Source organism: Patescibacteria group bacterium, from assembly GCA_022560785.1.
GTDB lineage: Bacteria > Patescibacteriota > Minisyncoccia > Phycocordibacterales > JADFSL01 > JADFSL01.
Map to the genome: position 1 here is coordinate 13819 of JADFSL010000001.1, position 24782 is coordinate 38600.

23 protein-coding genes and 7 tRNA genes are annotated in these 24782 nt (G+C 41.4%); 15 read left to right on the forward strand and 15 right to left on the reverse strand.

Annotation, left to right across the window (positions count from 1 at the left end; all coding sequences use genetic code 11):
- The 8 genes from IIB50_00095 to IIB50_00130 all read right to left on the reverse strand — a co-directional run.
- Positions 1 to 308 (reverse strand): hypothetical protein (locus IIB50_00095; protein MCH7529519.1); only part of this gene is annotated, 308 nt, incomplete at its 3' end.
- Positions 309 to 479: 171 nt separating this feature from the next.
- Positions 480 to 561, reverse strand: a tRNA-Leu gene (locus IIB50_00100).
- A gap of 225 nt (positions 562 to 786) precedes the next feature.
- Positions 787 to 859: transfer RNA gene (locus IIB50_00105), tRNA-Lys, on the reverse strand.
- A 186-nt stretch (positions 860 to 1045) separates the two neighbouring features.
- A tRNA-Leu gene (locus IIB50_00110) sits at positions 1046 to 1127 on the reverse strand.
- Between the two features lie 75 nt (positions 1128 to 1202).
- Positions 1203 to 1274 (reverse strand) — tRNA-Cys (locus IIB50_00115).
- A gap of 2 nt (positions 1275 to 1276) precedes the next feature.
- A complete protein-coding gene (locus IIB50_00120) occupies positions 1277 to 1600 on the reverse strand; it encodes a ribosome-binding factor A (protein ID MCH7529520.1) in 324 nt (107 codons plus the stop codon).
- A gap of 87 nt (positions 1601 to 1687) precedes the next feature.
- On the reverse strand, positions 1688 to 3196 hold the full coding sequence (infB, locus tag IIB50_00125) for a translation initiation factor IF-2 (GenBank protein MCH7529521.1): 1509 nt from the start codon (positions 3194 to 3196) through the stop codon (positions 1688 to 1690).
- Between the two features lie 26 nt (positions 3197 to 3222).
- Complete coding sequence (locus IIB50_00130; GenBank protein ID MCH7529522.1) at positions 3223 to 3690, reverse strand: DUF4446 family protein; 468 nt, start codon at positions 3688 to 3690, stop codon at positions 3223 to 3225.
- A gap of 100 nt (positions 3691 to 3790) precedes the next feature.
- On the opposite strand from IIB50_00130, the gene IIB50_00135 reads away from it, so the two are divergent.
- From IIB50_00135 to IIB50_00175, 9 genes are all read left to right on the forward strand, one after another.
- Positions 3791 to 4984, forward strand: a complete 1194-nt coding sequence (locus tag IIB50_00135) for a cysteine desulfurase (protein ID MCH7529523.1) — start codon at positions 3791 to 3793, stop codon at positions 4982 to 4984.
- Between the two features lie 112 nt (positions 4985 to 5096).
- Positions 5097 to 5963: a hypothetical protein gene (locus IIB50_00140; GenBank protein MCH7529524.1), complete on the forward strand. Its 867-nt coding sequence runs from the start codon at positions 5097 to 5099 to the stop codon at positions 5961 to 5963.
- Between the two features lie 56 nt (positions 5964 to 6019).
- Positions 6020 to 8722, forward strand: a complete 2703-nt coding sequence (locus tag IIB50_00145; GenBank protein MCH7529525.1) for an AAA family ATPase — start codon at positions 6020 to 6022, stop codon at positions 8720 to 8722.
- A gap of 27 nt (positions 8723 to 8749) precedes the next feature.
- Positions 8750 to 8833: transfer RNA gene (locus IIB50_00150), tRNA-Tyr, on the forward strand.
- Positions 8834 to 9275: 442 nt separating this feature from the next.
- Positions 9276 to 9581: a hypothetical protein gene (locus IIB50_00155; GenBank protein ID MCH7529526.1), complete on the forward strand. Its 306-nt coding sequence runs from the start codon at positions 9276 to 9278 to the stop codon at positions 9579 to 9581.
- A 7-nt stretch (positions 9582 to 9588) separates the two neighbouring features.
- Positions 9589 to 10071, forward strand: coding sequence for a type II secretion system protein (locus tag IIB50_00160; GenBank protein MCH7529527.1), 483 nt, complete (start codon positions 9589 to 9591; stop codon positions 10069 to 10071).
- A 145-nt stretch (positions 10072 to 10216) separates the two neighbouring features.
- Positions 10217 to 10915, forward strand: coding sequence for a hypothetical protein (locus tag IIB50_00165; GenBank protein MCH7529528.1), 699 nt, complete (start codon positions 10217 to 10219; stop codon positions 10913 to 10915).
- Positions 10916 to 11123: 208 nt separating this feature from the next.
- Complete coding sequence (gene rpmG / locus IIB50_00170; GenBank protein ID MCH7529529.1) at positions 11124 to 11282, forward strand: 50S ribosomal protein L33; 159 nt, start codon at positions 11124 to 11126, stop codon at positions 11280 to 11282.
- Positions 11283 to 11404: 122 nt separating this feature from the next.
- A tRNA-Trp gene (locus tag IIB50_00175) sits at positions 11405 to 11475 on the forward strand.
- Between the two features lie 190 nt (positions 11476 to 11665).
- On the opposite strand, the gene miaA is transcribed toward IIB50_00175, so the two are convergent.
- Complete coding sequence (gene miaA, locus IIB50_00180) at positions 11666 to 12571, reverse strand: tRNA (adenosine(37)-N6)-dimethylallyltransferase MiaA (GenBank protein ID MCH7529530.1); 906 nt, start codon at positions 12569 to 12571, stop codon at positions 11666 to 11668.
- 42 nt (positions 12572 to 12613) lie between these two features.
- Between miaA and IIB50_00185 the strand changes: the two genes are divergently transcribed.
- Positions 12614 to 13159 carry a peroxiredoxin gene (locus tag IIB50_00185; GenBank protein MCH7529531.1) on the forward strand — a complete coding sequence of 182 codons (546 nt, stop codon included), beginning with the start codon at positions 12614 to 12616 and terminating at the stop codon, positions 13157 to 13159.
- Positions 13160 to 13236: 77 nt separating this feature from the next.
- On the opposite strand, the gene IIB50_00190 is transcribed toward IIB50_00185, so the two are convergent.
- Both IIB50_00190 and IIB50_00195 read right to left on the reverse strand, forming a co-directional pair.
- Positions 13237 to 14052 carry a hypothetical protein gene (locus tag IIB50_00190; GenBank protein MCH7529532.1) on the reverse strand — a complete coding sequence of 272 codons (816 nt, stop codon included), beginning with the start codon at positions 14050 to 14052 and terminating at the stop codon, positions 13237 to 13239.
- Between the two features lie 83 nt (positions 14053 to 14135).
- A tRNA-Leu gene (locus tag IIB50_00195) sits at positions 14136 to 14217 on the reverse strand.
- Between the two features lie 86 nt (positions 14218 to 14303).
- Between IIB50_00195 and IIB50_00200 the strand changes: the two genes are divergently transcribed.
- Positions 14304 to 15293, forward strand: a complete 990-nt coding sequence (locus IIB50_00200) for a ParB/RepB/Spo0J family partition protein (protein MCH7529533.1) — start codon at positions 14304 to 14306, stop codon at positions 15291 to 15293.
- 101 nt (positions 15294 to 15394) lie between these two features.
- Positions 15395 to 15601, forward strand: coding sequence for a DUF397 domain-containing protein (locus tag IIB50_00205; GenBank protein ID MCH7529534.1), 207 nt, complete (start codon positions 15395 to 15397; stop codon positions 15599 to 15601).
- Between the two features lie 63 nt (positions 15602 to 15664).
- On the opposite strand, the gene IIB50_00210 is transcribed toward IIB50_00205, so the two are convergent.
- The 3 genes from IIB50_00210 to dprA form a co-directional block, all read right to left on the reverse strand.
- Positions 15665 to 17191, reverse strand: coding sequence for a bifunctional (p)ppGpp synthetase/guanosine-3',5'-bis(diphosphate) 3'-pyrophosphohydrolase (locus IIB50_00210; protein MCH7529535.1), 1527 nt, complete (start codon positions 17189 to 17191; stop codon positions 15665 to 15667).
- A gap of 38 nt (positions 17192 to 17229) precedes the next feature.
- On the reverse strand, positions 17230 to 19413 hold the full coding sequence (gene topA, locus IIB50_00215) for a type I DNA topoisomerase (GenBank protein ID MCH7529536.1): 2184 nt from the start codon (positions 19411 to 19413) through the stop codon (positions 17230 to 17232).
- A 180-nt stretch (positions 19414 to 19593) separates the two neighbouring features.
- A complete protein-coding gene (dprA, locus tag IIB50_00220; GenBank protein MCH7529537.1) occupies positions 19594 to 20451 on the reverse strand; it encodes a DNA-protecting protein DprA in 858 nt (285 codons plus the stop codon).
- A gap of 18 nt (positions 20452 to 20469) precedes the next feature.
- Between dprA and serS the strand changes: the two genes are divergently transcribed.
- The 3 genes from serS to IIB50_00235 all read left to right on the forward strand — a co-directional run bounded on the left by serS (position 20470) and on the right by IIB50_00235 (position 23728).
- On the forward strand, positions 20470 to 21747 hold the full coding sequence (gene serS / locus IIB50_00225) for a serine--tRNA ligase (protein MCH7529538.1): 1278 nt from the start codon (positions 20470 to 20472) through the stop codon (positions 21745 to 21747).
- Between the two features lie 9 nt (positions 21748 to 21756).
- Positions 21757 to 22584 (forward strand): hypothetical protein, encoded by an 828-nt coding sequence (locus IIB50_00230; GenBank protein ID MCH7529539.1) that lies wholly within the window; start codon positions 21757 to 21759, stop codon positions 22582 to 22584.
- A 226-nt stretch (positions 22585 to 22810) separates the two neighbouring features.
- Positions 22811 to 23728: a tRNA-dihydrouridine synthase gene (locus IIB50_00235; protein ID MCH7529540.1), complete on the forward strand. Its 918-nt coding sequence runs from the start codon at positions 22811 to 22813 to the stop codon at positions 23726 to 23728.
- Between the two features lie 10 nt (positions 23729 to 23738).
- Here IIB50_00235 and IIB50_00240 read toward each other — a convergent pair.
- Positions 23739 to 24782 (reverse strand): glutamyl-tRNA reductase (locus IIB50_00240; GenBank protein MCH7529541.1); only part of this gene is annotated, 1044 nt, incomplete at its 5' end.

Below are 24782 nucleotides of genomic sequence, written 5' to 3' on the forward strand. Positions count from 1 at the left end.
ATTCGAGCTCCAAGCTCTTTAGGTCCAATAATTCGCAAACTTGCAAATGTATATAGCACCTGTGCAAGAAAAACAGAAAGTCCCAAGTTTACCTTTGTATCCAGCACAAGAACTTCATACTTGGAAAGAACTATAACTTCCAGTGCAAACAACACTAAATATATTAAAGTTATAATAATCCAAAAGTAACGTTTATTCACATCCGTATCCGCACCCTTTTTCTTGGCGACACCTTTTTTCCTAGCGGTACCCTTTTTCTTGGCGGCACCTTTTTTCCTAGGGACACTCTTTTCTGTATCAGTATTCATAGCTTCTTCCTCTTTGTCTGGTGTTTTTGAGAAGACAGTTTGTATAGCAAATCTGTCAATGTTCAGTTTCCGAGTCAGTTAAAGCATAAAAATATATAAAAGTCAATCATAAAATACATAGGTCGGACCTATGTATTTTACATGGCAAAAAGCGAGTGAATTTTTATAATGTGCCGAAGGTGGGGATCGAACCCACATCCCTTGCGGGACACGATTTTAAGTCGTGCGCGTATACCGGTTCCGCCACTTCGGCATATTGTTTATATTAAACTTTTTAAATATTCTTTACCACTTTGTTGTCATAACTTGTCGCTACCCGTCACTAACCATTTTGCTTCGATGCCTCGCAAAATACTAAGTGCGTTCAGCTCCAGCTCGTCTGTCGCAAAGCGACATGACTCCACATCGGACACGAGCCGTACGCAAAGCAGTTTGCGTACTAAAAAATACACTTCGCGAATCGTATTTTTTACTCGTGTCCGCCCACCAGGACTTGAACCTGGAACCTACTGGTTAAGAGCCAGTTGCTCTACCAATTGAGCTATAGGCGGATGTACTTTTATATCTAGTGCCGAGGATCTGCCTGCCGGCAGGAGTCTCGATCCTTACAGGATCAGTACAGGTTGTCGATATTTTGCTTCATTCTTCACAAAATATCAGGCAACCTTTTCGATTCCTCTCACGACAAGAACTATAAAAGTCCTAATACATACGTATCATAACTTAACTAGTTCTAGTGCCGAGGAGAGGAATCGAACCTCCATGGATTACTCCACTAGTTCCTAAGACTAGCGCGTCTACCAATTTCGCCACCTCGGCATTTTAAAAAAATAAAATCAATTTGCTTTCTCTCAGGCTATATATTATATAACAAACATCTTTAATACAATCATGAGGCCTGAGGGGGAATCGAACCCCCGTGTAGGGGTTTTGCAGACCCCTGCCTTACCACTTGGCTATCAGGCCAATTAATTTTCATTTGAAAGACGGTCAATATTCTGTCGGTTCTTTTCTCCCTCGTCTATTGCAAATTCGAACATTGGAATGCGTTTCATATTTAATTTCTTTTTTATAAAGCTTCTGAATTCACTACTTTGTCGTTTTGCAAATGCAAGTGCAGCATCTTCTTTTTCTTCAGGGTAGACTGTGAAAAAGATAGTTGCTCGGTTGAGATTATTTGAGATGCGTGCGTCGGTCACAGTAATCATTGTTGATCTATCCGATTCTCGTTCCAAAAACTCCGCCGCTTGGTGGATCAGTAGTTCACGGACTCTCTCTGTTCTCAAAGACATAGTGTATTTGTCAGCACAATGGATTCTTCTTTGGCTAGAACCATTTTATTATACATAAAATAAATTGCTTCGCACTCCGTATTTGTTTCATTTTTCAGTAATGGAGACATGTTCTAATACATCGCCTTGTGCTATTTCAATCTTTGAATTCACCTGTGCGCCAAATTCATTTCCAACTTCTATTTTTTTAACTTCCGCTTTGTGCTGCTGCATAGAAAGTATAGTTCCAGTTCCTACCATCTCTCCTTTTCTCATAATTCTCACTGTTCCTTTTGCAGCGATTGATCCACTAGTCACTTTTCCTCCAATGAGCTGCTTGTTTTTTGTTGCGCTAAAGGTTTTAAGAATCTGTGCAGAGCCAGTTATCTCTTCAACTTTTATTTTAGGCTTTCTTTTTTTAATTTCTTCTTCAAGCCACTCCGAGAGTTTATATATGATGTCAAAAACGTGTATAGCAATACCATGTCGCTCGGCCATGTATATTGCAGGTGCATCAGTTTTTACATTGAATCCAAGCACAATGGTGCCTGCTTTTCCGCCTGCTGTCTTGATATCATTTTCTGAGATGTTACCTACACCTTCTTGGATAATTTTAAGGTGCATGGTTTTGTCTCTCTGTTTATCTATTTCATGTTTTATCGCGTCGATTGAACCCAGCACATCCGCTTTAAGTATGAGTGGTACTACCATGAGTGTTCCATCTTCTTTTCCATTTTCTACTCCATCAATCTTTTTTCTGGACTTTTCTTTTTTTAATGTGGCCTTTTCTGCATCTTTCTTTGAGGTAAATGATGAAAATGATGCACCAACTTGTGGCACTTCATTAAAACCGACTACCTTTACTGGACTTGAAAATGTTGCATGTTTTATTGGATTACCTAAAAAGTCTTCCATGATTCTCACTGGAGACAAAGTGCTGCCCGCGGTGACGTACATTCCAATTTTAAGAACCCCATCTTTTATGATGAGAGTTGTGCTTATACCCTTTTTGGTGTCCCGATGAGATTCAATAATGGTACCGCTCGCATTTACTTTTGGGTTGCCACTAAGCTCTTCAAGCTCAGCGACCAAAAGCACCATATCGAGCAATTCAGGTATTCCTTGTCCGGTTTTAGCTGAAATCGGTATCCACGGCACATCACCGCCGAGTTTTTCCAGATAAATTTTATGTTCTGTAAGATTTGTTTTTGTGCGTTCGATATTCGCTTCTGGTTTGTCTATTTTATTTATTGCAACAATAAAAGGAATACCGGAGTGTGTAATTGAAGCCAGTGCTTCAAGTGTCTGTGCCTTAACACCTTCTTCAGCTGATACAACTAGTATCGCAATGTCAGCGACAGTCGCACCGCGAGAGCGCATTTTCTGAAATGCTTCGTGGCCCGGTGTATCAAGAAATGTTATTTTTTTCTCCTGTCCAGATTGGTCTTTGTGCACTACCTCGTACGCGGACAGGTGCTGCGTGATACCGCCTGCCTCATGTTCAACGATATTTGTTTTTCGTATGTAATCAAGAAGTGCTGATTTACCATGGTCAATGTGTCCCATTACAGCAACGACAGCCGGTCGATCTATGTGATTTTTGTTTTGATTGTCCATAATAAGTTGCTTGAGAGTTCATACTGTTATGACACTATCATTTTCTTAGCAATTTCGATTGCTTCTTTCTCCTCATTGGTAAGCTCATGTTCGGACGTATATTCCTGCACTGATTTTGAAAAGATACTTATTCGGTCGCGTGCATGAATGCTTGATATTACCACTCCGTCTCCTTTTTCGTTGAGAAATGCAGTAGCAAAACTCTGGTTTCCTCCTGTGGCTGCTTGAAATGGATTGAATCGCACGGTCCCGATTCCTTGTATACTCCGTGCGAGGCGTTTTTCAACATTGCGTAGGTATGATTCAACCTCATCTCTAAATGCTTCCAGTTCTTTCTGTCCACTTCCTATCACGGTGAGTGAATCTTCTAAGTTCTCACTATTTTTTCCGTGAAGTATTTTTTTGAATCGCATCTCAAGCCGTACAACAAGAATCAAAAGAAATAAAACAATTCCAGCAAGAATGTATGTAAGTATATACGTCTCGGTAATCATGGCTTAAATACGCGACATCGGTACGAATTATTGCATATTTAGGCACCCTTTGCAAAAACCACTTTAGGTCTATACAATGCCAATGTGACCAAATATAAACATGATTAAAAAAAGCAAAAAACGGTTGTATCTCGATTACGCCGCGGCAACACCACTCAATAGCCGTGTGCAAAAGAGTATGGAGCAGTACTGGAGTGATACTTTTGGCAATGCTGGTTCGTTGCACAAGGAGGGAATAGCGGCGAAACAGGCGCTTGAGCATGCACGTGGGGAAATTGCCAAAAATATTGGAGCACGCAACAGTGAAATTGTTTTTACCAGTGGCAGTACCGAATCCAATAATCTTGCAATTTTTGGCACTGTCGCCGCACGTCAAAAAGAAGGAGTGGCATTAAGAGATATGCATGCAGTTACAAGCGTTATTGAGCATCCTTCAGTACTTAATTGTTTTAAAGAACTTGAAGAAATGGGGGTTAGGGTGACCTACCTTCCTGTTGACAGGTATGGTTTTGTTTCTGCAGAAGCTATGTATCAATCACTCTTGAGAGAAACGGTTATTGTTTCAATTATGTATGCTAACAGTGAGATCGGTACGGTAGAACCAATTGCTAAAATAGCACATGTTGTTCAAAAATGGAGAGCAGAAAACAAACAAACATTTCCATATATACATACCGATGCAAGTCAGACTCCATTGTATCTACCGTGTAATACGCAGTCACTTGGTGTAGATCTGATGAGTTTGGATGCACAAAAAATCTACGGGCCAAAAGGAGTTGGATGCTTGTATATAAAAAATAGAGTTATGATAAATTCAATATACAAAGGGGGAAGTCAGGAAAACAACGTGCGTGCCGGCACAGAAAATATCCCGCTTATTGTTGGTTTTAGCTGTGCGCTTTCTATTGCAATCTCAAACCGCGAAACAGAAGTTAAAAAAGTGACACTGCTTCGTGATTATTTCATACAAGAATTATTAAGAAATATAAAAGGAGCGGAGCTTAATGGTAGTGCTGAAAAAAGGATCGCCAACAACATAAATGTATCAATTCCAGGTTTTGAAAGTGAATTTTTAGTTATTGCGCTTGATGACAAGGGCATAGCTACTTCATCAAAGAGTGCCTGTATTGGGGAGGAAACGGAAAAGTCGTATGTTGTATCGGCATTAGGGAAAAATGACACGCTTGCATCAAGTTCTCTGCGCTTCTCATTGGGGAGTGCTACAGTAAAAAAAGATATTGCCCATACTGTAAAGATATTATGCGATATCTTAAAAACACACAGAAACGACTGAACTTGACATATTGCGTAAAAGATGATATTTTTCACACGAAACTAAAAAATCAGAGGAGAAATATTGTATATATCTCTTGCTGGCAGTGGTTTTTTTATTTATAATGTAGAGTATGGAGATTGAAGAACTGACTAAAATGCAAATAATTCTGTTGACCCTTCTGGTCAGCTTTGTAACCTCAATCGCGACGGGTATCGTTACCGTTTCTCTTTTGGATCAGGCACCACCTGCAGTAACACAGACTATCAACCGAATTGTTGAGAGAACAGTTGAACGGGTGGTTCCGGGTGAATCCCAAGGCGCCATTATTACAAAGACAATTGTGGTAAAAGAAAATGATATTATCACAGATTCAATTGAAAAAAACTCAAAACATCTTGTCAGAATCAGCAGAAAAGTTATTGGAGGTGAAAATGAAACATTTGTAGGCATCGGAATTATTGTGTCAGAAGGCGGACTGGTATCAACAGACAGCTCACTAATCCTCGGCGACTACGATTATTTTGCATCTCTTTCGCATGGAGGTGTATACCCAATGGAAATCGTTCTCAATGCAAAGGCGACTGCGCTTTTGAAAATAGTACAAGATGAAGACGAAACCATTTCATTTAAGACAGTTACTTTTTCGTCTGATCTCAGTGTATTGAAACTCGGCCAGACTATAATTTCACTCGGTGGCAAGAATCGAACCAATGTCGCAATAGGAATCGTTTCTGGACTCTTGGAAAAAAACATTACTGTTGAGGTAGAAGGAGAAAATGCTGAACCGGCAACTATTACTATACTTTCCTTTATTGAGACAAACATCAGCGAGGTCAGCGTATTGTCCGGTAGCCCGCTCATCGACATCTTCGGTGAAGTCATAGGCATTAGCACTATCTCATCGAGAGATGGCGGTGGTGCGGATTATACTCCTATTTCTGTTGTTGAAGCGCAACTAGTAGAATACCTAGAAGGGTTGAGCGCGGAAAAAGAATAATCTTTTTTTGGTACTACACTTTTCTCAATCGTAAGTGTGTCATTTAATAAAACAACATGCCTCCATTCGCTAATTTTACAACAAAAGCAAAAGAATCAGTTCGTAAGGCACACGAATTGGCAATAGAGCGTGGTCAAAGCCACGTTAACCCACTTCATTTGCTGATGGCACTCGTACTTCAGGAAGAGAGCATGGTATTTTCAATACTTGAAAAACTCGATATTGACACAATGCTTCTGACCGACTCACTTCTTGAACTTATAGAAACACCTGAACAGTCGTCCGTACTTTCTCCATCATACCAGCTCTATCTAACACCTGAGCTTGCCTCGGTTCTTGAGGGTTCAAGTAAAGCCGCTTCCAGTCTGGGTGATCAGTTTGTCTCAACAGAACATCTCTTTATTGCCATTCTAGAACATCCGGGTCCCGCTGCGGAAGTATTTGCTAGGTTTCGCCTTGAAAAAGGGGCGGTGTTGCAAGTACTCCAAGATCTTAAAAGCAGCTCTGATTTGGAAGTAGATCAGCCCAAGCGGTTTCGATCGCTGGCGAAATACACTAAGAATCTTACCGAGCATGCTGCGCAAAATAAACTTGATCCGGTGATAGGGCGAGACAATGAAATAAACCGTGTTATCCAAATACTCTCACGAAGAACAAAAAATAATCCAATTCTTATAGGCGAAGCTGGTGTTGGTAAAACCGCAATTGCAGAAGGACTCGCTCAGAAAATGGCTGTGGGAGATGTTCCTGAATCCATAAAAGACAAAGAACTTCTTTCACTTGACCTCGGGTTGCTTATTGCAGGTACTAAGTATCGTGGAGAGTTTGAAGAGCGACTTAAAAATATTCTGCGGGAAATAGAGCGGGCTGACGGGAAAATAATTCTTTTTATTGATGAGATTCATACCATTGTTGGAGCCGGTCAGGCGGAAGGGGCACAAGACGCTGCAAACATGCTCAAACCTGCTCTTGCACGCGGCGAACTACGAGCAATCGGTGCAACAACACTTAAAGAATATCAGAAATACATTGAGAAAGATCCGGCACTGACGAGGCGTTTTCAACCAATTCAAGTACTTGAACCATCGGTTGAAGATGCGGTGCATATTTTACGTGGCTTGCGAGAAAAGTATGAGCTTTATCACGGTGTGCATATTACCGATGATGGTATTGTCTCTGCGGTAAATCTAAGCAGCCGTTATATTACTGACCGATTTTTGCCCGACAAGGCAGTTGATCTTATTGACGAAGCAGCATCTGCACTTCGCATTGCACTTGAAAACAAACCACCCAAACTTGAAGAGGCGCATCGAAATATAATGCACTTGGAAATTGAGCGCGAAGCACTTAAAAAAGATGCTGAGTCATCTGACAATAAAAAAGCAAAAGCCCGTGTAAAAAAAATAGAGAAGGAAATCGCAGATCTGAAAGAAAAAACTTCAGAACTTTCATTAAAATGGAACAATGAAAAAGAGGTACTCTCTGAAATTAAGGTAATCAAAAAAGATTTAGAGCTCCTGCGTATAGAAGCTGAATCCGCAGAAGTGTCAGCAGATTTAGTTAAAGCAGCGGAAATTCGCTACGGAAAGATACCAGGACTTGAAAAAGATTTGGAAACAAAATTAAAGCGGCTTAAAAGACTCCAAAAATCGCGCAGGATTCTCAAAGAAGAAATCACAGAAGAAGAAATTGCTGATGTGGTATCGCGTTGGACTGGAGTTCCTGTTGTGCGAATGCTTGAAGAGGAGGCAGAAAAGCTCAATAGGATGGAGGATGAAATCAAAAAGCGGATTATTGGACAGGATGAATCGGTGAAAGAAATTGCAAACGCAGTAAAACGCTCGCGTGCCGGCATTTCAGATCCAAACAAACCAATTGGTTCGTTTTTGTTTTTGGGCCCAACCGGCGTTGGTAAAACCGAACTCACCAAAGCGCTTGCAGAATTTCTTTTTGACGATGAAAAAGCGCTCATTCGAGTGGATATGTCCGAATACATGGAGCGACACTCAGTTTCTAAGATGATTGGCGCTCCTCCTGGATATGTTGGGCACGATGAGGCAGGGAGCTTGACTGAAACTATCAGACATCGACCATATTCAGTATTACTCTTTGATGAAATAGAAAAAGCACATCCGGAAGTATTTAATATTCTGCTTCAGGTACTTGATAACGGACACCTGACCGACGCAAAAGGTAGAAAAATAAACTTTAAAAATACTGTTATAGTGCTCACTTCAAACATTGGTTCTGAACACATAGATAAGATGGCAACCATTGGGTTTAGTAGTAATGAAGATGATGAGAGTAGTCAATACAACGAGGCGAAAGGAAAAGTAATGAAAAGTCTTAAGGATTACTTTCGTCCTGAATTTATAAACCGACTTGATGAAATTATTATTTTCAATATTCTTACTCGGGAAGCTGTGTCACAGATTGTGAAATTACAGGTTGATATTATCAGAAAACGTCTCAAAGAAAAGAATATTGATTTGGAAATTTCGACGGAAGTGCTCTCATATTTAGCAAAAGAAGGATACAATCCACAGTATGGTGCGCGCCCGCTCAAACGTCTCGTGCAAAATAAAATTCTAACACCAGTTGCGTCTCTCATGGTTTCCCGTGGTGTCATGGAGGGAGGTAAGGTGACAGTAGGAATTAAAGACAAAGAATTTACTTTTGATGTAAAGAAACAAGCAACACCCGCATCTAAAAAGAAGCAAAAAGTTGCTTCAAAAAGAAGAGAGAAAGTGCTAGCATAAGTTTCGCAAGCACTTGTGCTTGCTTTTGCGTCGGTGGCGGAGTGGTCAATCGCAACAGACTGTAAATCTGTCGCTCTTCGAGCTACGCAGGTTCGAATCCTGCCCGGCGCACAAATGAAAACAAACACGAGCATTGCGCTGGTGTTTGTTTTTATTTTGCTCATGGATTCGAAAAGGTTGTCGATATTTTGAAGAATGAAAAATATCATACAGCCTGAACAGATTCTGTAAGAATCGAATCCTGCCCGGCGCACATAGTCAAACCTCCCCAGCTTTTGCTGGGGAGGTTTGTGCTGAATGTCTGGCAGGATTCGAACGGCGGAAGCGCGCGTCTGGGGGACGAAAAAGCGCTGAGCCGTGTCCCGCGGCACTTATGAGCATAGCGAATTAGTGACCGTCAGGACGAATCCTAGTTTGCTGCCCGGCGCACATAGTCAAATCTCCCCAGCTTCTGCTGGGGAGATTTGCGCTAACCGGGTTGTCAACCCGACTTTTGCAGTATATTCTTTCTAAAAGAGCGAGAAAACTTAGATTTGTTTACTAACCAAATTACATGGATCAGCAGAACAATGATGGAGAGGAAATTGGTGTCTCTAGAGTGAAGTTCAACGAAGCCCAATCATCAATTTCACCTTATACGGAAGAAGAGTCGGGGATTGTTCAGTGGGTTATGTCCCATTCCGGTGAGATAATTGAAAATAAAAAAGAGGCGGAGTATGTTGTTATTGGAATTATTGTTGTAATAACTCTCATAGCACTCTATTTATTTTTTGGAACAAGTTCACCCGAAGTAGAAAAAACCATTGATTCCGTAACTGGAATAGAAATTATTTCAGGTCAAGTTCCTGGTGGGATTTAGAAAATATATGTTTAATAGAAATCACAAAAGTGGATTTACTCTCATAGAACTTCTTGTAGTCATTTCAATTATCGGACTTTTATCTTCTGTGGTTTTAGCAAGTCTTAATACCGCGCGGACAAAAGCAAGAGATGCAAAAAGGCAAGCAGATATAAGACAATTAGAAATAGCTCTTGAGTTTAATTACGACAAATATGGTGCTTATACGCAGGTAGAGAACTTATGTACCGACACGAGTAATGGAGCCGAAGGTAGTTGTGGCGGCGCTGGAGGTACCGGAGACTGGGACGCAAACAGTGATATACGGGATTTGATTACAGACGGTTTTATGAGTGCGCTACCCAAGGACCCACTTAATAATTCAACATATAGATATACTTATGAGCCGTGGAATGCCGGACAGGGAGGATATGTAAATGCAGGTCAAGCATATGACCTGTGTGCCACGTTAGAAGCGGGAGGCACATTTTGTATCAATAGGAGAAACTGATTTTCCATTCTTACATAGAGCATTAATATTATCCAAATTGGACAAAAAAATAATTTGTTCCTCAATTAACAATTTTTGATCTCATGGTAAACGAAAGTGGAGAGGAAAACTAGCGAGAGCCGGGTTTTCTCTGTATTATTAGCTTATGTTTAGAAAAACACTTCCAATTGCATTAGTGCTTGTTGTTCTCCTGTTTGTTTTTATTCCAATAGCTGATGTGTTTGCGCAGGCATTTCCAGGCGGGCCAAGTGGATTAGTACCATGTGTTGGTCCGGAATGTCAGGCATGCCATCTTACAGTACTGGCACAAAACATCATTAACTTTTTGGTGTATTTTGCTGTCTTTGTAGGGACTTTGATGTTTGCGTATGCTGGTTTTACCTATGTGACCGCAGGCTCCAATATGGAGAAAATCCAAAAAGCACATGATGTCTTCTGGAGAGTGTTTATCGGAATTGTTGTTGTTCTCTCAGCATGGCTCGTAGTTGATTTGATTATGACCACTTTCTTAGATGAAGACAATCCTAAAAAGTTTGGTCGCCCGTGGGAGGAAATAAGATGTGTTAAGGCTAAAGTCATAAGTGCACCACTTCCTATTGATAAACCATTAGAAATTGAAGCTGTTGTTCCATTACCTGAACCACGGGTGGACGGAGACAAAATATATGAATTGATACGCAGAAAAGATTCATGCGTTTTCAAGCATGGCTATACGAAAAAAGGTGAACTATCGGTAGAAATGTGTATCCTAAACGGAGCGGAAAAATATAGAATGAGCGAGTACTTATGTTGTTTTTATGAAAAAACCCCAGTTCTTCCTCCTATTTTTGATGATGCTGCATAAACAAGTCTTTATATTGGAAATTGACGAACTTATGGAAATTGCTTATAGTTGCTACCTAATTAGATAAAAATTCACCCTCCTAAGTTTTTAGCTAAGTTTAGCGAAACTAAACGAAAAAGTGAGGAAAATAGCTTAGGAGATGAAATAAATCGTTTACAGGTAAGTCGAAAACATTAAATTTTAATAGCTAAAAATTTAGAGAGGGTAAATGTCACAAGATAAACTTATAAAACTAGTGTGTTCCGACTGCAAAAGAATCAATTATTGGAGCAGAAAAAACAAAAAGCAAGTTGAACGAAAAATAGAACTCAAAAAGTATTGTAAATGGTGCCGAAAACAAGTAATGCATAAAGAGCAAAAAAAGTAACAAAAGGACCTGTAGCCCGACGCAATGTAGGGGTCTCGACCAAAGCGTCGAGATTTAGTATGCTCGAACTTTCTCAAGTTTGAACAAGGTAGAAAATTCTCATATAATTATAGAAGTTTAACGGGTCCGTCGGTTAACGGTAAACCACTGGTTTCCAAAACCAGGACTGCAGGTTCGATTCCTGCCGGACCCGCAACAATCAAACACTTCAACTTTTTGTTGAGGTGTCTGATTGTTTTTGATGTCAGGAATCGAAAGACGGAAGCGCGCGTCCTGAGGACGATGAAGCGCTGAGGCGGGGTCGAGAGTACTTAGGTTTTTGTGAGCGGAGTGAAGCAAAAAACTTAGTAACTCGTGACCGATTCCTGCCGGACCCGCAGAAATTATTTATTTAAAAATTGTTGTACTGCTTTTTCTATCTTTTTAATCTCAGCAAGCAAGAACCATTGTGTTTTTCTGTCGCGCTTGAACCATGTTTTTTGACGCTTACTATATTTCCCAATTTCAATCTCAAGCTTAGTGATCATTTCATTTTTACTTATCTCGCCTTTGAGATGTTTTGCAAGATAACGATATTCAAGACCGAGTTCCTCCATTCGTTTAAACGATAAACCACTCTCATGCAATCGTTTTGCTTCGGCAATCATTCCACGTCTAATTCGTACGAATAAGCGAGTAGTTATTTTCTCTTTCAGTTTTTTATCATCAGTCCTGATACCAATTTTGAAGATTTCATATTGAGACACTTTCTTCGCATGAGGTGGCACATGTCCGAGCGTTGTCGTTATTTCAATAGCACGCACGAGACGATGTTTATTATATCGGTCAATTGTCCGTGCCCGATTAGAATCAAGTTTCTGTAGTGTTTTAAAAAGTATTTCTGTACTCTTTTTTTCAAGTTTATCTCGCAGTTTTTTATCGGGCGGTACTTCTGGAATTGAAATTGTACCCAAGAGAGTATCAATATAAAAACCAGTACCACCTGCAATAATAGGAATCTTTCCTTTTGAAAGTATTTTTTTAATTGCTTTTCCCGCGGCAGTTTTAAATTGTGCTGCTGTATAGGTATTTTGAGGACTCGCAACATCAAGTAAATGATGGGGGACTTCTCTCATTTCTCTTTTGGTGATTTTGCCGGTACCAATATCTAAACCCCTATACACTTGTCGTGAATCGGCTGAAATCACTTCACCACCGAATTTTTTCGCCAATAGTACCGCCACACTACTTTTTCCAGAGGAAGTTGGACCGACAACTACAATAATTTTTGCTTTTTTGCTTTTTTTCATGCTACTATGGTGTCGATAATATCATAAAATATAAAAAATATTATGAAAAAAGAACTCAAAACTCCACCAATAGTTCCTGATGTCACACTAAAAACACGAATACGTGACGAAAATATAGGTGGAGAAAATCCATTCCGTTGGCAGGATGTGTCGACAAAAGAATTATTCAAAGGAAAAAAAATAGTGATTTTTGCTCTGCCGGGTGCATATACGCCGACATGCAGCACTTCACACTTACCAGGATATGAAAAGAAATATGATGAGCTGAAAGGACTCGGTGTTGACGAAGTGTACTGCCTTTCAGTCAATGACGCATTTGTTATGTTCCAGTGGGGTAAACACTTGGGTGCAAAAAATGTAAAAATGCTTCCCGATGGCTCTGGAGATTTTACCCGTGCTATGGGTATGTTGGTTAAGAAAGAGAACCTTGGTTTTGGAGAGCGTTCGTGGCGGTACAGTATGTATGTAGATGATGGAAAGATTGAAAAGATTTTTATTGAGCCAGGATTTTCGGACGATTGTCCCGATGACCCGTTTGAAATAAGCGATGTCGACACGATGATTGACTACCTTAAGTCAAAAAAATAAACAGGAAAAATATAATAAATAAAAAATACAGCCAGTGTCCATTATAGACACCGACTGTTTATATCTCTACAGATAAATTAGGATTCATATGATTGGGTGAGGATATCCCAATTTCCTTTTGGACGAACAGGCTCTACATACTCCTTGCCATCATCCAAATATGGATTTCTCCCCTTCTCCCATACATTGAAGTTAAGATCAACAAGACTCACCAATGGGTTGCCTTCAAACACATCGTGCCCAGACCTGTTTGCGATGACAAGAGTAAACTCAACAAATTTTTTCACTCCCATTTGTGTCATTGCGTGTCTCGTTTTCCGTGTTGTGTCACCGGTTGTCATAACATCCTCAACAAGGAGGACTATTTCATCACCAGTCACTTCAAACCTATCAGCAAGATGCATTAACCCGTCGTGTTTTTCGGTCCACCACATACGAAACTGAATTCCCAGTTGTCGGGCGACCTCATGAGCAAAAGTAATACCTCCCATAGCAGACCCAACGACCACTACATTATTGGTTGGAAGATCAGGCGCTCTCCGAAGAAGACTGTCTACAACCCCCTCTAGTGCACTCGGCCTCTCAATGAGTTTGCTACAGTTAATAAATCCATCACTGATTAGTCCAGAAGTGAGAAGGGCATATGGTCTTTTCTTATTTCCATCGTGTTGCCACAAAGCTCCGAGTGTTGCGAGTTTTTCAATCCAATATTTGTTGATTGTCATAAATTCCACCTCCTTTCTTCGATTTAAGTCATTGAGCGATATTTCTGGCGCAATACTATACTGCTTCTTCAAAAAACACAACTCCTCGTAGTGAGGAGAGAATCGAACTCTCATTGAGAAATACTTATTAATTCGCATTTCTCCTCCACAGTATTTTGAGGCAATCAATTATGTTTTCAGAATAAATGGTGGGCGAGGAGGGACTTGCCCGCCAAAGGCGGGTCCGCCTCTGGCGGAAACCCTGAAAGTAGTGCCGGAGGAGAGAATCGAACTCTCATGGGTTGCCCCACACGATTTTGAGTCGTGCGCGTCTACCAATTTCGCCACTCCGGCATATTTCACATATTATAGCACTAAGCCATATGAAGCAATTTTGTGAGACTGGATGTTGATGTTACAATACAGTTCATTCATACAATATGTCACAATTTTACAGCGATTCAATTTTTTGGATAGAGATAGATAAAATAAAGCCAAACCCGTACCAGCCAAGACGTGATTTTGATGAGGGTAAATTGGCTGATTTGGCCGAGTCGATTCGCCAGTACGGCATACTTCAGCCGCTCGTGGCAACCCGTCATGAGGAACAACGCGAGGACGGGGGACTCTCGGTTTCGTACGAGCTCATTGTAGGGGAGCGGAGATTGCGTGCCTCAAAGATTGCGGGTCTTACTCAAGTTCCAGTTACAATTCGTACCGGTGAGGATGACAATAAAATGAAGCTTGAGATTGCTATCATTGAAAATGTTCAACGAGAAGACCTAAACCCAATTGACAGGGCACGAGCATTTCAACAGTTGGTGAGTGAATTTCATTTCAAACACAGCCAGGTGGCGCAGAAAATCGGAAAAAGCAGAGAATATGTATCAAACAGTTTACGACTCTTGGCTCTCCCACCTGAAATACAACAATCACTTGCTGAGGGAGTCATTTCAGAGGGACATGCGCGTCCTATGATGATGCTTGGCGATAGACCGGAAGAGCAAAACACACTTTATAAGGAAGTTATGGTGAAAAAGCTCACCGTGCGCGAAGCAGAAGCAATCGCTCGGCGGGTTGCTCAAGATAAAGTAAGGAAAAAGTCATCCTATTTGGACCCTGAAATAATTGCACTTGAAAAGGAACTCACCGAAAAGCTTGGAACACGCGTACATATAGAACAGCGCGAAGTCGGTGGGAAAATTCTTATTGATTTCTTTTCTGGAGACGACCTTAAAAGTATTGCAGAAATACTCCACGCAGGTGGAGATAAAAAGAATGATGTTCCGCAAGACGACAAACCTGTCACCGAAAAAGATATAAAAGAAGAAATAGTTGCTTCAACGAAAGATCAGCCAGTGGATGACAGACCGGAAGTAGAGCGGGATGGTGACGAAGATATCTACTCCGTCAAGAATTTTTCAATTTAAATTACTGCGCAGTTAACTACCATCTCTCTACTTGCCGTGCTTGCAATTATCTTTCAACTGTGTAATGCTGAGATTGGTTGTAACAACAGTGGAGAATAGTCATGAATACCATGATTAAAGACGGTGCTTTTCGAAAGTCTTCCTTAAGTCGGAAGCCTGGGTTGCACTGTGTAGAAGTTGCTCACAGGGATGATGACACAATCGTCGTCAGGAATTCAAAAATCCCGGGCGATAATAAGTTACATTTCAATAGGAGGGAATGGGATGCTTTCATTCGTGGGGTTAAAGTCGGCGAATTCGACATCTAGCGAGGTATATCGGCATGGTGCGGAAGAAAATAATATATGATCTTCTTTCGCATTTTATATACTTCAATTATTTTTTTGCAAAGTTGACTTAATATGACGTCGTGCTATTGTTGTTTTTGCAAAATTCATCCACTTTTGTGTAGGATGACTTGATTCTTTGGTCATGATTTCAACAATATCGCCATTCCTAAGTTTAGTTTCAAGAGATACCAATTTTCCATTTACCTTAGTCCCCGATATATGGTCTCCAATATCGGAATGTATTGCGTACGCAAAATCAACAGGACTTGAGTCTACAGGAAGATCAACCACATCACCGCGTGGTGTAAATACGAATACGCGGTAACTGAAAAAATCTGTTCGAAGTGTGTCCAAAAACTCTTCCGATCCAGAAACGCCTTTTTGTGATTCTGCAATTTGTTGTATCCACTGTGGAATGGTTGGGCGGGTATACTTTGGGCCTTTTTTCTTTACTGCTGATTTTGAATTGTTACCCCATTCCATCACAGGCAACAGGTCTTTAAACCAGAGTAGGTTTGGGCTTATTTTTTTTGATTTAAAGTAATCTTTATACGATATATGAGCAGCAACACCGTACTGAGCTTCTCTGTTCATTTTCTCAGTTCGTATTTGAATTTCTACAATACCACCATCTCCAGTGAAAACAGTTGTATGGAGACTTTGGTATCCATTTGGTTTTTCAAATGATATATAGTCTTTTATTTTCCCCGGCAGTGGGCGCCAGTTGTTGTGAATAATTCCCAGTATTTGGTAGCATTCGCTGACCGTAGAGGTAATGATACGCAAGGCTGAGATATCGTATATTTTATCAATATCCCAGTCCTTATGTTTAAGTTTTTGATATAGACTATACAATCGCTTCATTCGATATTCAGTGCGAATGTTTGTTATATCATGCTTCGCGAGACTCTTTTTAAGAGATTTGTATATTTTTTCAAGATGCTTCAATGTCTCCTTACTTTTCATTTTTAAGAGATGAAGAACCTCTTCGTATTTTTCAGGATATACGAAAGGAAAGGCTAAATCTTCAAGCTCTCCCTTTAATTGTCCCATGCCGAGACGGTCAGCAATCGGGGCGTAGATTTCAAGTGTCTCAAGAGCTATTCTTTTTTGTTTGTTTTCTGGAACAAACTCCAGTGTTTTCATATTGTGCAGTCGGTCAGCAAGCTTGATGATAAGAACTCGAAGGTCCTGAGAAGTTGCCACGAATAGTTTGCGGAGACTTTCCGTGTGTTTTTTTGTGCCGTGATATTTCAATGATCCCAGTTTTGTAACTCCTTCCACGAGATATAGTATTTTGTTTCCGAATGAACTTTTCAGCTTTTCTGAAGTTATGCTTGTATCTTCTATTGTGTCATGCAGAAATCCGGCGGATATGGTTCGTGGCCCCATACCAAGCTCCGCTAGAGTTTTTGCTGTTTCAAATAGATGCACAAAATATGGGTCCCCCGAGTTTCTTTTGTGCCCTTTGTGGGCATTGTGCGCAAAGTCGTATGCTTTTGTAATGAGTTTTATATCCCTCTGTGAGGGTGAATTCATCAAATCAATAATTTCCTTAATTTCCGGCATATTTTTTCATTATACATCTGCCGAAGCACTCTGCAATATTATGTAACACTATTTAATTTGTTCGGCTTATGATTTGGGCACTCTTTTTTACTACAACGTACGGGTATTGTTTTTGTGCCTTCCATCATGAGTGACCCACACTCTTTGCACACATCTCCAGTTGGCTTTGCCTTAATAGCATGTTTGCAGGATGGATAGTCCGAGCAGCTGTAAAAGATTCCATACCGTCCTTTTTTTTCTGTCATGGTTCCAATTTTGCATATTGGGCATAGGACTCCGGTTGAGGCGCGTGCTTCTTCTTCCGGATTTTTTCTGACATATTTACATTTAGGATATTTACCACATGCAATAAATCTTCCAAACTTACCATCTCGTTCCACCAATTGCCCAGACTTACACTCCGGACACTCTTCACCCAATTCTTTTATTCCTTCAAGCTTTTCTCCATCTATTGTTCGAGCTCCGTGACACTGTGGGAATTTTGAACAGCTCATGAATTTGCCCTGGCGGGAAAGTTTAAAAACCATAGAAGAATCACACTTGGGACAGGGAAACTCTTTCGGTACCTCGCCTAAGTTTGTGAGTTTTTCTATACCTTCTTTAGCTTTCACTTCTTTTATAAATGGTGTGTAAAAGTCTTTAAGCGTTTTAGAGTACTCTCTTTTTCCTTCCGCTATTTCATCTAGTTCATTTTCCATTTCTGCAGTAAAAGAATCACTTATATATTCCTTGAAATTATTCTCCAGAAATGTACTGACCACGTCCCCAGTGTCCGTAGGGAACAGTGTTTTGTTTTCTTTTTCTACATAACCTCTATCCAAAAGGGTTCGCATTATGGAAGCATAGGTTGACGGTCTTCCTATTCCTCTTTTTTCTAATTCTTTAATAAGACCCGCCTCGGTGTATCTAAAAGGAGGTTGAGTTTGCTTTTCTTCATCGTGCAAATGCAGAAGTGTAAGCGTCTCTCCAGGGGTTGTTTTTGGAAGCTCTACATCTTCTCCACGTGCTTTTGTATCCACCCTAAGCCATCCATCAAAAAGCACCCGTGAACCGTTAATAGCGAAATCAGAAATCTCTTTGTTGCCATCCACCGGTTTTACTTTTACCGTAATTTTGGTTTTTAGAACTTTAGCGTCTGACATTTGCGAAGCAACAGCTCTTTCCCAAATAAGGCGATATAATTTTTTCTGTTCATCGGTTGTTCCGTTAAATTCTTTTGATACGTATGTTGGTCGCACTGCTTCATGAGCTTCTTGCGCAGATTTGCTTCTGGTTTTGTATATACGGGCTGAGGCATACTCTTTTCCGTATTTTTTTTCTACCAAATCCAGTATTTGTGAAATTGCCATTTTGCTCATAGTAATGCTGTCTGTTCTCATGTAGGTAATATGACCTGCTTCATACAGTTTTTGAGCGACACCCATTGTTTTAGAAGGAGCAAAACCCAGCCGCGAACTGGCAGTTTGCTGAAGAGTTGAAGTTGTGAAAGGAGCTCTCGGAGAACGCTTCATCTCAGATTCTTTTACATCTAACACATTCCACATTCCCGCTTTTCCTACAGAGAGAATTCTTTCAACTTCTTCTTTTTTATTTGGTTCTTCTGTACAGGTGAGTGTAAATTTATCCTTCGCATTATTTTTTACATCAGCGGTTATCACCCAAAATGTTTCCGGTTTGAAGGCTCTAATTTCTCTCTCTTTTTCCATTATGATGCGCAGTGCAGGTGACTGGACACGCCCTGCTGAAAGTCCGTATCTCACTTTTTTCCATATGAGCCCAGAGAGATCGTAACCAACGAGTCGGTCCAACACCCTCCGCGCTTCTTGAGCCTTTCGCAAATTCTCATCTATTTTGCGTGGATGCTTTAGTGCCTCTTGCACCGCTTCTTTTGTGATTTCATTGAAAACAATCCGTTTTGGATTTTTTAGATTGGTCAATTCTTTTATATGCCATGCTATAGCTTCTCCTTCACGGTCAGGGTCAGTTGCAAGAATCACCTCGCTTGCACTTTTTGCAAGTTCTTTTATTTCATTAATTATTTTTTCTTTTCCTTTGACGATTTCATAGTGGGGAACAAATCCTGCTTCTATATCTATCGCTTTTTTGTTATTTTTTGGTAAATCACGAACATGGCCCACACTTGCGCGAACAGTGTACTTGTCATCAAGATATTTAGATATTGTTTTGGCTTTTGCCGGAGATTCTACTATTAATAGTTTCATCCCGTTAGTAATAGGACACGGACTGATTTCAATCCTTGCCTAAATATTAAACTTCTGCTGATAATCAATTTTCTTAACATATTGTGTTTCTATGTCCGTGACTACTAACGGGATTCATATTAGTATTTTATGGTGAGGTACAGTTGTATACTAATAATACATAGTCATATATTTGTCAAATTATATGCTGTGGAGTTCTCCGTATTGCTCTCTAATAAGACCCTTTATTTCCATTGCGCTGAGTAAGATGTTTGCATCTTGTATAGATATATTAAGAAGAGCAATAAGTTCGTCACGTGGCAGTGGCTCGTTGAGTAGTTCCACAACTTTCCGTTCTCGCTCGGAGAGATTTTTATTATCTGCTGTACGATTGTGCTTTGTATTAATACCGAGTGCTTTAACGATATCCTCGGCATCTGTAATGACGGCAGCACCAAGGCGCAACAGCATGTGCGGGCCATGTGACGTGTTTGAAAAAATAGGATGAGGTACAGTCAGTACATCTCTATTGTAATCAGTTGCAAGTCGCGAAGTGATAAGTGTTCCGGACTGTCTCTCAGCTTCAATAACCAAAACGGCGTGCGACATCCCAGCCATGATTCTGTTTCTTCTCGGGAAATTATACGGTGTTGCGCGCTCACTTTCTTCAAATTCAGACAGTAGGGCACCTCCCGATGCAATAATTGCCTCTGCAAGCCCTCGGTTTGCACTTGGGTAAAGCACTGACTGACCTAGTCCGGATCCTGGAATAGCGACAGTCGCAAGACCTGCAGTAAGAGCATTGCGATGTGCAAGAGCATCAATTCCAAGAGCCAGTCCAGAGATAATAGTTACATTGTATCCGCGCAGTCCCACGATCAGTTTCTCACAGACCTCTCTTCCGTACGAGGAGTATTTTCTGGAGCCGACAACGCAGAGGCATTTTGAGTCTCTGTGTGGCATAGGACCAACAGCAAACAGTCGCTTTGGTGCATCAGGAATTTCTTCGAGTAGCTTTGGAAAGTCAGAAGGTGCAAGTTGTCTAATAATATAGCCCATAGTATTATCTATTCTATCATGCTCGATATTAAATTTATCAGAGACAATGCCGATCTCATTAAGACAGCGGCGAAAAAAAAGCATATTGAGATTGATGTCGATGCGCTCATAGAGCTTGATAATGAGCGACGGAAACTCATTGCATTAGTAGAAAAGAAAAGGACCGAGCAAAACTCTGCAACGGACTCCATTGCGGCAGAAACAGATGAAGAGAAAAGAAAAAGCGCAATAGCAGAAATGAAAATTCTCAAAGAGAGTTTGCAAAAAGAAGAAAAACTATTGCGGGATATAATGGAACAGTGGCAACGTTTAATGATTCAGGTTCCTAATATTCCCGACGTGTCTGTGCCTGAGGGTGATAGTGATGAAAAAAATAAGGAGATTAAATCCTGGGGCAAGCGACCAAAATTTTCGTTTGAGCCAAAAAGCCACATAGAACTTATGGAGCAATTAGATATGCTTGATCTTAGTCGTGGTGCAAAAGTATCGGGTTTCCGCGGCTACTTTCTCAAAAACGACGGTGCACTTTTAAGTTTTGCAATATGGCATTTCACCCTTGATACTTTTATGGAAAAGGGTGGATTTACTCCCATTATTACACCATCATTGGTGCGGAGAGAGACATTTTTGGGGACTGGATATATTCCACAAGGAGAAGAGGATTTGTATAAGACCCAAGATAGTGACTATCTTGCTGGAACATCGGAGGTGGCATTGATGGGGTATTACATGGATGAGATACTTGAGAAAAAGGATTTACCGGTGAAGTTTTTTGGATTTTCAGACTGCTTTAGAAGAGAGGTGGGTAGTCATGGAAAAGATACAAAAGGAATAATGCGTGTGCATGAGTTTTTTAAATTTGAACAAGTCATTTTGTGCGAAGCAAATCATGAAGAATCGGTAAAGTATCATGAATGGATAAATAGAAATGCAGAAGAGTTAATTGAAAAATTGAATATTCCATATCGTACGGTGCTTAACTGTGGGGGCGATCTCGGACTCGGACAGGTGAAAAAATACGACATTGAGCTATGGGTTCCGTCTGAGAACAAATATCGTGAAATTAGTTCAGCTTCATATTTCCACGACTTTCAGACGAGACGACTCAATATTCGCTATCGCGATGACGATGGGAAATTAAAGTTTGCACACTCACTCAACAGCACTGCTATTGCTACACCACGAGCACTTATTGCACTCATTGAAAATAACCAACAAGAAGACGGGTCTATCGTAGTACCAGAGGTACTCCAGAAGTACATTGGAAAAAACACCATATCAAAAAAAGCAAACTAATATTTGTATATGTTTAGGCGTAATCGTTTAGGGTCTTCTCATCTCAAAACACGCAGAAAGAAATTGCTACTGTATAAATTTATTTTGTTTGTAGTGATAATTATTTTATCTCTTGGAGCTCTTGGGTGGCTTATGGGATTTGATGAAGTCACGATACAAAATATTGTTATTAAAGGGCACTCCATAGTAGATGGGGATTTGTTGCACACACTTGCAGAGACACATTTAACTGGCAGCTATTTTTTTCTGTTTCCTAAAAATAGTATTTTTATCTATCCCAAACACAGCATAGAAGCATCCGTGCTTGAATCATTTAAACGAATTAAAAAAGTTTCGGTATCATTCACAGACTTCCAATCAATCGTGGTTGAGGTAGAGGAACGACAACCTGATGCGCTGTGGTGTGACAACAGTGCAGATATCCAAGGTGGAGTAGGAGAATGCTATTTTCTGGACGATAGAGGCGTTATCTTTGCAAAAGCACCGGTGTTTTCAGGCAATATCTTTTTCAGATATTATGGAGCCGTGGAAGGTAATCCAATAGGGAACACATTCTTGTTGCCCGACGAATTTTCAATACTTCGTTCATTTATCTTATCGCTCTACGGACTCAATATCAGTCCAATCTTTTTGTCTGTTATTGACAAAGACGACATAGCGCTCTACATGGAAGGCGGAAACAAAATTTTATTTGGTAGAAAACAAAATCTCTCCGACATTCTTTCAAACCTTGAATCAATACTGGCATCAGATGAATTTAAAGATACGGGTTTTAGTGAGATTGAATATCTCGATGTACGGTTTGGAAACAAGGCGTATTACAAATACAGAGAATAAAAAATAGTGGAAAGAGTATCAGGCATTGCATATAATATTTGGTCTATGGATCCAGCTGGAAATCACGGATGTATAACAAGTAATTTTTCTATGATTCAACACAGGTCGTTTTTTAGAAACACTTCAAGCAATAGACAAGGGCGTTGTATGTCCGCGTCATATTTCTAACGGGATGGACTGTGGATTTTGGGGAAAGTTAAATAGACCATTTTTTATACAAGCGCCTATGGCAGATGTCACTGACGCGGCGTTTCGGAGAATAATAGTAAAGTATGGAAAACCAGATGTACTCTACACTGAGTTTGTGTCAGCAGACGGTTTGATTCTTGCTGATGAGAAAGGTAGAGAAATTCTAAAAAAGGATTTACTATTTAGCGATACAGAACGACCAATAGTTGCGCAGTTTTTTACTTCTAAGCCAGAAATAATGGAGAAAGCTGCAGCACTTGCAGCCTCACTTCATTTTGATGGAATTGATATCAATATGGGATGTCCGGACAGAGGTATTGAAAAACAAGGGGCGGGTGCGATGCTCATCAAAAATCCAAAATTGGCACAAGATCTTATAGCAGCTGCCAAACGAGGAGCTGGTGCACTTCCAGTGTCAATAAAAACCCGTGTTGGGTACAATAAAAATGAACTTGATGAGTGGTTGCCCTTACTACTCTCTGCCGATCCTGCGGCGGTGATTATACATGCGCGCACTAGGAAAGAGATGTCAAAAGTACCGGCACATTGGGATTTGATTACAGAGGCGGTTGAAATAAGAAATAGACTAAAAAGCAAAACGCTGATTATCGGTAATGGTGATGTGATGAATTTAGATGAAGCGAAACAGAGGGTAGTGGAAACAAGTGCAGATGGAGTAATGCTCGGAAGGGCAATTTTTGGAAACCCTTGGCTCTTCAGCGGGCACACCCCAACTCTGGAAGAAAAACTTTCCGTAATGGTGGAACATACAAAGATGTTTGAGGAATTATTGCCACACAAAAATTTTGCAATTATGAAAAAACATTATAAATCGTATGTAGAAGATTTCCCTGGAGCAAAAGAATTGCGCGCAGAACTCATGGAAACAAGAAATGCCGATGAAATTGAAGACAAAGTCAATGCATTTCTAAAGAAGAAATCCTCTGTGGTATAATGCCGTTATGTCAACTTCGAACCAAAGCAATATAGCGCTCTACAGAAAATACCGTCCAGAGGAATTTAACGATGTACTCGGGCAAGACCATATTATCCAGGCGCTTGAGGGTGCGCTCGACTTCTTCGCGGCCGAGCGCATCTCCGCGGGCGCGCAGGGCTGCGACGGTCGGCACCATGCCCTGCGTGCGAACCCATTCGCCGAAGCGGCCGAGCTCCTCATCGAGGATGCTCTCCGCCTTCGAGAGCTCACGCCGGCGCGCGCCCAGATTGCGCTCCACGAGCCCCTGCAGGTCGTCGATATCGTAGAGGTGGACACTTGGCAGATCGCGCACGACGGGGTCGATGTCGCGTGGCACGGCGATGTCGATGAGCAGGAGCGCTCGGCCGTTGCGTCCGGCCGTGGCCTGGACTACCGCCTTTCGGTCGATGAGGTAGTTGGGCGCGGCACTGGAGCTGATGACGATGTCGGCCTCGGCCATTGCTTCGCCCAGGCGCTCGAACGGGACGGCCTCGCCGCCCAGTTCGGCGGCGATCTTCTCGGCGCGGCCAGCGGTCCTGTTTGTGACCAGCAGCCGCGACGCGCCGCTCTCGGCTAAGCTCCGCGCCGTGAGTTTCCCTGTGTCGCCCGCGCTCACGACCAACACGGTGCGAGACGTTAAGTCACCGACCGTGCTGCGGGCGAGCGCCACGGCGGTCGAGCTGACGGAGACGGCGCGGCGGCCTATCTCAGTCTCGCTATGCACGCGGCGGCCGCCGCGAATCGCCGTCTGGAAGAGGCGCGAGAGCACGGCATTCTGGCTCTTCGCGGCCGTGGCGGCATCGAAGGCGGTGCGCACCTGCCCGAGGATTTCGGACTCGCCGATGATCATCGACTCGATACCGGCAGCGACTCGCAGGAGATGCGCCGCCGCTTCCATATCGGTGTGGTGATAGAAAACGTCGTCGGACGCGTCAGCGCCGCCTTTCAGCTCGCGCAGGAGGGCAATAACGGAGCCAGCGGCAATGGGATGGTGCGCGGCCACGTACACCTCTGTCCGGTTGCAGGTAGACAG

Excerpts from the sequence above, each read along its gene's own strand:
- infB (MCH7529521.1), bottom strand. The coding sequence starts at position 3,196 with ATGGACAATCAAAACAAAAATCACATAGATCGACCGGCTGTCGTTGCT.
- IIB50_00140 (MCH7529524.1), top strand. The coding sequence starts at position 5,097 with ATGGAGATTGAAGAACTGACTAAAATGCAAATAATTCTGTTGACCCTT.
- IIB50_00135 (MCH7529523.1), top strand. The coding sequence starts at position 3,791 with ATGATTAAAAAAAGCAAAAAACGGTTGTATCTCGATTACGCCGCGGCA.
- IIB50_00230 (MCH7529539.1), top strand. The coding sequence starts at position 21,757 with ATGTTTAGGCGTAATCGTTTAGGGTCTTCTCATCTCAAAACACGCAGA.
- IIB50_00200 (MCH7529533.1), top strand. The coding sequence starts at position 14,304 with ATGTCACAATTTTACAGCGATTCAATTTTTTGGATAGAGATAGATAAA.
- IIB50_00205 (MCH7529534.1), top strand. The coding sequence starts at position 15,395 with ATGAATACCATGATTAAAGACGGTGCTTTTCGAAAGTCTTCCTTAAGT.
- IIB50_00210 (MCH7529535.1), bottom strand. The coding sequence starts at position 17,191 with ATGCCGGAAATTAAGGAAATTATTGATTTGATGAATTCACCCTCACAG.
- IIB50_00160 (MCH7529527.1), top strand. The coding sequence starts at position 9,589 with ATGTTTAATAGAAATCACAAAAGTGGATTTACTCTCATAGAACTTCTT.
- IIB50_00155 (MCH7529526.1), top strand. The coding sequence starts at position 9,276 with ATGGATCAGCAGAACAATGATGGAGAGGAAATTGGTGTCTCTAGAGTG.
- IIB50_00130 (MCH7529522.1), bottom strand. The coding sequence starts at position 3,690 with ATGATTACCGAGACGTATATACTTACATACATTCTTGCTGGAATTGTT.
- IIB50_00185 (MCH7529531.1), top strand. The coding sequence starts at position 12,614 with ATGAAAAAAGAACTCAAAACTCCACCAATAGTTCCTGATGTCACACTA.
- IIB50_00145 (MCH7529525.1), top strand. The coding sequence starts at position 6,020 with ATGCCTCCATTCGCTAATTTTACAACAAAAGCAAAAGAATCAGTTCGT.
- topA (MCH7529536.1), bottom strand. The coding sequence starts at position 19,413 with ATGAAACTATTAATAGTAGAATCTCCGGCAAAAGCCAAAACAATATCT.
- serS (MCH7529538.1), top strand. The coding sequence starts at position 20,470 with ATGCTCGATATTAAATTTATCAGAGACAATGCCGATCTCATTAAGACA.
- IIB50_00235 (MCH7529540.1), top strand. The coding sequence starts at position 22,811 with ATGGCAGATGTCACTGACGCGGCGTTTCGGAGAATAATAGTAAAGTAT.
- IIB50_00120 (MCH7529520.1), bottom strand. The coding sequence starts at position 1,600 with ATGTCTTTGAGAACAGAGAGAGTCCGTGAACTACTGATCCACCAAGCG.
- IIB50_00165 (MCH7529528.1), top strand. The coding sequence starts at position 10,217 with ATGTTTAGAAAAACACTTCCAATTGCATTAGTGCTTGTTGTTCTCCTG.
- dprA (MCH7529537.1), bottom strand. The coding sequence starts at position 20,451 with ATGGGCTATATTATTAGACAACTTGCACCTTCTGACTTTCCAAAGCTA.
- miaA (MCH7529530.1), bottom strand. The coding sequence starts at position 12,571 with ATGAAAAAAAGCAAAAAAGCAAAAATTATTGTAGTTGTCGGTCCAACT.
- rpmG (MCH7529529.1), top strand. The coding sequence starts at position 11,124 with ATGTCACAAGATAAACTTATAAAACTAGTGTGTTCCGACTGCAAAAGA.